The 5,137-nt window shown below is 66.6% G+C and carries 6 protein-coding genes and 2 pseudogenes; 4 read left to right on the forward strand and 4 right to left on the reverse strand.

Going from position 1 to position 5,137, the window contains the following annotated elements:
• Positions 1-77: 77 nt before the first annotated feature.
• Positions 78-383 (reverse strand): annotated as a pseudogene (locus tag ACWELQ_RS37495) (aminotransferase class V-fold PLP-dependent enzyme); the annotation flags it as partial.
• 110 nt (positions 384-493) lie between these two features.
• Here ACWELQ_RS37495 and ACWELQ_RS37500 point away from each other — a divergent pair.
• Complete coding sequence (locus tag ACWELQ_RS37500) at positions 494-664, forward strand: hypothetical protein (RefSeq protein WP_452401762.1); 171 nt, start codon at positions 494-496, stop codon at positions 662-664.
• Between the two features lie 11 nt (positions 665-675).
• Here ACWELQ_RS37500 and ACWELQ_RS37505 read toward each other — a convergent pair whose 3' ends face one another.
• Together ACWELQ_RS37505 and ACWELQ_RS37510 are read right to left on the reverse strand one after the other, a co-directional pair.
• Positions 676-1,254: a hypothetical protein gene (locus tag ACWELQ_RS37505; protein WP_452401763.1), complete on the reverse strand. Its 579-nt coding sequence runs from the start codon at positions 1,252-1,254 to the stop codon at positions 676-678.
• A 2-nt stretch (positions 1,255-1,256) separates the two neighbouring features.
• Positions 1,257-1,835: a hypothetical protein gene (locus tag ACWELQ_RS37510; protein WP_452401764.1), complete on the reverse strand. Its 579-nt coding sequence runs from the start codon at positions 1,833-1,835 to the stop codon at positions 1,257-1,259.
• Between the two features lie 288 nt (positions 1,836-2,123).
• Between ACWELQ_RS37510 and ACWELQ_RS37515 the strand changes: the two genes are divergently transcribed.
• From ACWELQ_RS37515 to ACWELQ_RS37525, 3 genes are all read left to right on the forward strand, one after another.
• Entirely contained in the window at positions 2,124-2,429 is a 306-nt protein-coding gene (locus ACWELQ_RS37515) for a DUF4333 domain-containing protein (protein ID WP_452401765.1), read from the forward strand.
• An 83-nt stretch (positions 2,430-2,512) separates the two neighbouring features.
• Positions 2,513-2,863, forward strand: coding sequence for a hypothetical protein (locus tag ACWELQ_RS37520; RefSeq protein WP_452401766.1), 351 nt, complete (start codon positions 2,513-2,515; stop codon positions 2,861-2,863).
• A 4-nt stretch (positions 2,864-2,867) separates the two neighbouring features.
• The gene (locus ACWELQ_RS37525) at positions 2,868-3,761 is read left to right on the forward strand and encodes a hypothetical protein (protein ID WP_452401767.1); all 894 of its coding nucleotides are present in this window, start codon (positions 2,868-2,870) and stop codon (positions 3,759-3,761) included.
• Positions 3,762-3,768: 7 nt separating this feature from the next.
• Here ACWELQ_RS37525 and ACWELQ_RS37530 read toward each other — a convergent pair.
• Positions 3,769-5,137 (reverse strand): annotated as a pseudogene (locus ACWELQ_RS37530) (hypothetical protein); the annotation flags it as partial.

Here is a 5,137-nt window from a genome sequence, read left to right on the forward strand (position 1 = left end):
CTCCCGGCTGCGGCGGGTGCGGTTTGTCAGGGCTTGCGGGACAGCGCCGCGGAGATGAGTTGTTCCCAGATCTTCTCGTTCAACGCCTTTCCGACCTCGATCGGCTCGTATCCGGCCAGTGTGAACGACAGCACGCCGGCCTTGTCCGCGGCGGTGCCGATCAGCCGCACACCCGGGACGCCCGCCAGCCGGGGCGTGGCGTAGGACAGCAGGTGGTGTTCGTAGCGGTTGATGTTGTCCATGCCGAGGCGATCGGCATAGTCGATGGCCGCGCCCAGGCCGACCGCGTCGGCGATATTGCCGGTGCCCGCCTCGAACCGACCTTCCATGGCTGACGGTGTGCTCCTGGATACGAACGTGTTGTCGATGTGCCACGGCGGCACCTGTGAGGTGTCGGGCCGGGGACCTTCTACGCGAGTACGACGACGCTGCAAGAGCTTTACAGCATGCAGTCGCTGGATGGCTGGGGCTATCGGTATCTGGTGCCCACCTGTTGCTGGAGCTGGCACTGCGGGTGGGCATGATCGCGACCGACGACGCGGACGGGGTGGTGAGCCTGCGGCCGCCGGACCCGCCCTCCGGTGCGCCGGACTCACCGGAATCCAGGCACTACATCAACAACCGGTGGCGGGCTCGCCGTCGGGCCGGAGCGCTTCGCCGCTGATCTCAGGAGAGTCAGACGTCGTCGCCGTCCCAGATGTCGCCGGGGTCTTTGTTTCTGCCGTCGTCGTCGAGATGCCACGGGTCGTCGTCGCCGCTGTCATTGGCGTCCGGGTCGGTGTCGGGGTTGTCGGCAGGCCAGAATCCGGGGTCTTCGGGGAACGGTATGGCGAATGGGGAGGGGAATATGCCCTCCAGCGCGACCGCGCCGCTTTCGGAGGCCGCGGCGACGGACTTGATGGCGCCGGACTCGCTCATGACGAAGGCGAGCAAGGGGATGGAGATGATCGCGAGCGCGGGTATCTCGACCACCACATCGCGCAGCGCGTCCCCGATCGCGTCGGCGGCAGTGGTGAACATGGTGACGGCCAGCGGGCTGAGGTGGATGGTGTAGGCCAGGTTCAGGAACCCGTGCGTATCGGCGCGCACCAGGTCATCGACGTCGGGCTCCCGGGTGGCTTGCAGGGCCCACCGCGCGGTCGCGTCCAGGTCGAACACTCTGGCAAGGTCGAGTCCGTCGAGCCGGTAGCCGGCTAGCGTGGACTCGAACTCCGAGACCTTGTCGCGGACTTGCTGTTCGGTGACGTTGCTCATGATCAGGACTCCCGGCCTTTGTTCTTCCACGGCTTCCGCTGTCGCTCGTCATCTCCTCCGTGATCGCCTAGGTCTTTGTCGTGGCCGTCGTCGGTTCGCTGCGCGCCGGCGACCCGCTGCCGCTCGGCCTCCCAATATTCGGGCGCCTCGTCCACTGGGACGGGGAACGGCGAAGGGATCACCCCGGCGAGCCGCAGCGGCCCGCCATCGGCCTGTCCGGCGAGCTCCTCCGAATGAATGCCGAGGTAGGACAGCAGTGGCTGCACAATCGCCGCGAGATCCGGGATCGCCGCCACGGCCGCGCCCAGCGCTGCCGTGAAATCCGCGCCACCGATCATCGAAACCGCCTGCGGGCTCAAATGAATCGAGTACGAGAATTCTGAGATCCCGTCCAGCTCGGCGATGATCAACCGCACCCCGTCGGAATCCAGTCGAGGCTCGCTTCCGAGCGTCAGCCGGGCGGCGGCCAGGAGATCCAAACCCGCGACCGGATCGAACCCCTCGAGCTTCCAGCGACTCAACGTGCCTTCCAACTCCGCCGCCTCGGCCCGAAGGGCCGCGTCCGAAACATCACCCGCCATGATTCGCTCCCATCCGCGAGACGCCTCACATCTATTGAGCCTCAACAACTCTCAAGATCTCAAGGGCTGATCGCGGTCGAGCGGCCGATGGAGCGCGGGTGTGCGCGATGAAGTCGGAAAACTTGACGCAGATCCGAGATACGTTGGCACGGAATGTCATTGCGATACTCGCAGGTATCACGGGCCTGTGGATTGGACCCATTTCCAATTTCGCTCCAACGGATCTCCAATCGTGCCCGCTTAGCGTTTGCTCGCTCGACACTCCGAACCTATTGAGGGAACGAAACCATGAGGAATCCGCAGCGTGCCGCGGCGCTCGCTCTCGCGGCGCTCGCCTTGGCGGGGTGTTCGACGGACCGCTCCGTCGACAAGAAGGATGTCGCGAACGAGATCAGCGGCAAGCTGGCCGATCAGGTCGGTCGCAAGCCCGAGAAGGTCGATTGCCCGGAGAACCTACCCGCCCGTAAGGACGCCACGCTGATTTGCACGCTCACCGACCAGGGCAGCAGTTACGACGTACACGTGACGGTCACCAGCGTCGAGGGTGACAACACGAAGTTCGACATCAAAGTCGACGACAGCCCGAAGAACTGACCTCCACCAGGAGACCTGAAATGACCAATCCCCATGAACCACACGCAGGGCCGTCCGCCCCGCGACAACTGAGGGGAGCGATCGTGTCGACCGAGCCACCCCCGCCGCCGCGCGGCCGCACCCAGCAGGAGCGGGGTCGTGATGTCAGTGCGGCCCAACAGGACGCGGAGGCGAAGACGTCGTTGTTCGGACAGTTCCGGGCGGCGGCGAGCCCCCGGTTTCTGCTGTCGCAGGCCGAGGAATATCCGATCGTCATCAAACAGTTCCTCCAGCTCTGCTTGATCCTGATCTATCCCGCGTGGGTCTTCGTCGTGATCGCTTCGGGTCTCACGTTCGGAGCGTTGTACGGGACGTTCTGGCTGCTGTTGTGGCCGGTGCGAAACCACATGAAGAAGTCCGATCCCGCGGCCTACGCGACCAGCCAACGAAAGTGAATCCATGCTCTGGCGTCGAAATCCGATCCGCTGCGAGGTGAGCCCGGGTATCGTCCGCCCCGGCGACACGATCACCGTCCGGGTCGTCGCGGATGCGCCGATCGACCGGGTGGACGAGGCGCGAATAGAGTTGGGCTACACCAACTTCTACTCGTACCGGTGGGCCGGTCGGGCGGATTCGGCGGCCGGGGCGGTCTCGGATACGTTGTCGCTGATGGGCGAGGTGGGCACCAACTACGGCGGAGAACGCAACACCTCGGACTGGGTTTCGGCGCTCAGCGTGCCGATTGCGGTGCCGGACGGTCTATTCCGGGCCGTTGATCAGGAGATCCGCGTTCCTTCCTGGTCGCCCGCGTCTTCGTCGGCCCTGGCCCGCTGGGAGTGTCACGCTCACCTGACCCGGGCTCGGCGAAACAGGGAGGCGCGCTGCGCCTTTCAGGTCGTGGTCGGTAAGGCGGACCAACCGGCCCCGCCACCCGCTGTCGAACGGATGCTCGGCGACGCCTCCGAGATCGAGATCGCGGTCGATTCCGCGATCGTGCGGGCGGGCGAGGCGGTGACGGGACTGCTGACGGTCATTCCGACCGCCGATCGGCCCGACGCCGACATCGCGGTGTACCTGGAGCGCAAGCGGCTGTCGCATCCGCTCGCGCGAAATCCGGGAGGGGGTGAGTCGCAGACCGCGCCGATCGTGAAACTCGGCATGCGCGTTCCCATGCCCGCGCGTACTGCGGTGCGCATACCGTTCGAGGTACCCGTCCCAGCGGATGCCGCCCCTTCGGCGGCCGCGGTGCACTCGTCGCTGGAATGGTCGCTGATCGCCCGGATCTACTACAAGGGATTCTCCACGATGCCCGAACGAGTCCGGCGCAGACTGGTCGTCGTCAACGCGGACTGAGCGACGTTCACGCCCCACGATCGCGGCGGCCGTCGATGTGATGCGGTGCCGCCGACCGCTCCCCGAGACCGCGCAAGCGCTCCGACACCAGCGGATCCCATACGTGTTCACCGGACGCGTCGATCTGCAGTTCCGCGCGGTGCAGCAGTTCGCGTGCGGCATCGCGATTCCCGCGCGCGACCTCGATGTCGGCGAGCAGCAACAGATACAGCGGCGCCATAATCCGGGTGCCGTCCTCCGTGCAGACCTCGTAGGCGGCACGCGCGTCGTCGGCGGTGTCGAGTCGATCCGGCCCGAGCGCCCGCGCCCAGGCGCCGATCAGCCGCGCGGCAGCCGCCATCTGGGCCAACGTCAGGTCCGACATCTCGGTGGCGAATTCGTCCGCCAGCTGAGCGGTTCCCGCGACGACACCGTGAATCGCATTGATCCACAACAGTGTCAGCCGCACGATGGCGGTGCTGTACAGGTCACCGGAGTCCACGCCCACCGCGATTCCTTCGTGCGCCACCCGCCACGCCCGATCCTTGTCGCCGCGCAGCGCGAAGATCAGCGCCGCGGTCGAGTACAGCCGTACGTCCACCCGGGGGATGAGCCGACCCGCTCCGGGGAGCGGCGGCATCGCGAGCACGAGGTCGATATCGGTCATCGAGGCCTCGAAATCCCCACGCATGCAACGGATCACCGCACGCGTGTAATGACCGAACCAGCCGGCCGTCCGATCCTCGCCGGTGGCATACCGTTCGACGAGTCCCTCCACGATGACCGAGGCTTCCCGATAACGCCCTTGGGTGGTGATGAGCCCCACCTGCATGGCGATGACCAGGATCTGGTTCCCGCCCGGTTGACCACCGGGTGCCAGTGCCCGATCGATCGCCATCCGGGTATCGGCATGTCCGAGCCCCTTGAGCACCTGCCAGACCGTGGCAAGTCGCAGCCACAGCGTGGTCTCGCGGTCGAATCGCGCCGGCCCCCAAGGCAATCGGCCGCATATCTGCAGTGCGTGCTGTGCCAGGATCTCGATGTCGGCGTAGGCCGACCGATCGGCCGCCGCGGCCATCGCGGCATCGGTCATCGTCAGGGCCGTCGCCACCTCCAAGACCTCGCCGGCTCGCCACGCGTGATAGGCGGTCGCGATCGACGCCTCATAGGAGCGATGCCCGGCGGCATCCGCCCCGGCGACGGCGATCGCCGCGTGCAGACCGGCCCGCTCGCCGGAGGTCAATTGGGCGGTGACGCAGTCGCGGGTCAAGCCGTGGGTGAACCTGAACCAGCCCGGCCGCCCGGCGGATTCGTCGATCATGCCCGCCTGCCGGGCGATCTCCAGGCAGCCGCGAACGATCGTGGTGGACAGCTCCCGCACTTCGGCGACGGTCGCC

Source organism: Nocardia sp. NPDC004722, assembly GCF_053601505.1.

What these genes read in the sequence shown, in the direction of transcription:
- ACWELQ_RS37505 (WP_452401763.1), bottom strand. Translation starts at nt 1,254, where the DNA reads ATGAGCAACGTCACCGAACAGCAAGTCCGCGACAAGGTCTCGGAGTTC.
- ACWELQ_RS37510 (WP_452401764.1), bottom strand. Translation starts at nt 1,835, where the DNA reads ATGGCGGGTGATGTTTCGGACGCGGCCCTTCGGGCCGAGGCGGCGGAG.
- ACWELQ_RS37515 (WP_452401765.1), top strand. Translation starts at nt 2,124, where the DNA reads ATGAGGAATCCGCAGCGTGCCGCGGCGCTCGCTCTCGCGGCGCTCGCC.
- ACWELQ_RS37525 (WP_452401767.1), top strand. Translation starts at nt 2,868, where the DNA reads ATGCTCTGGCGTCGAAATCCGATCCGCTGCGAGGTGAGCCCGGGTATC.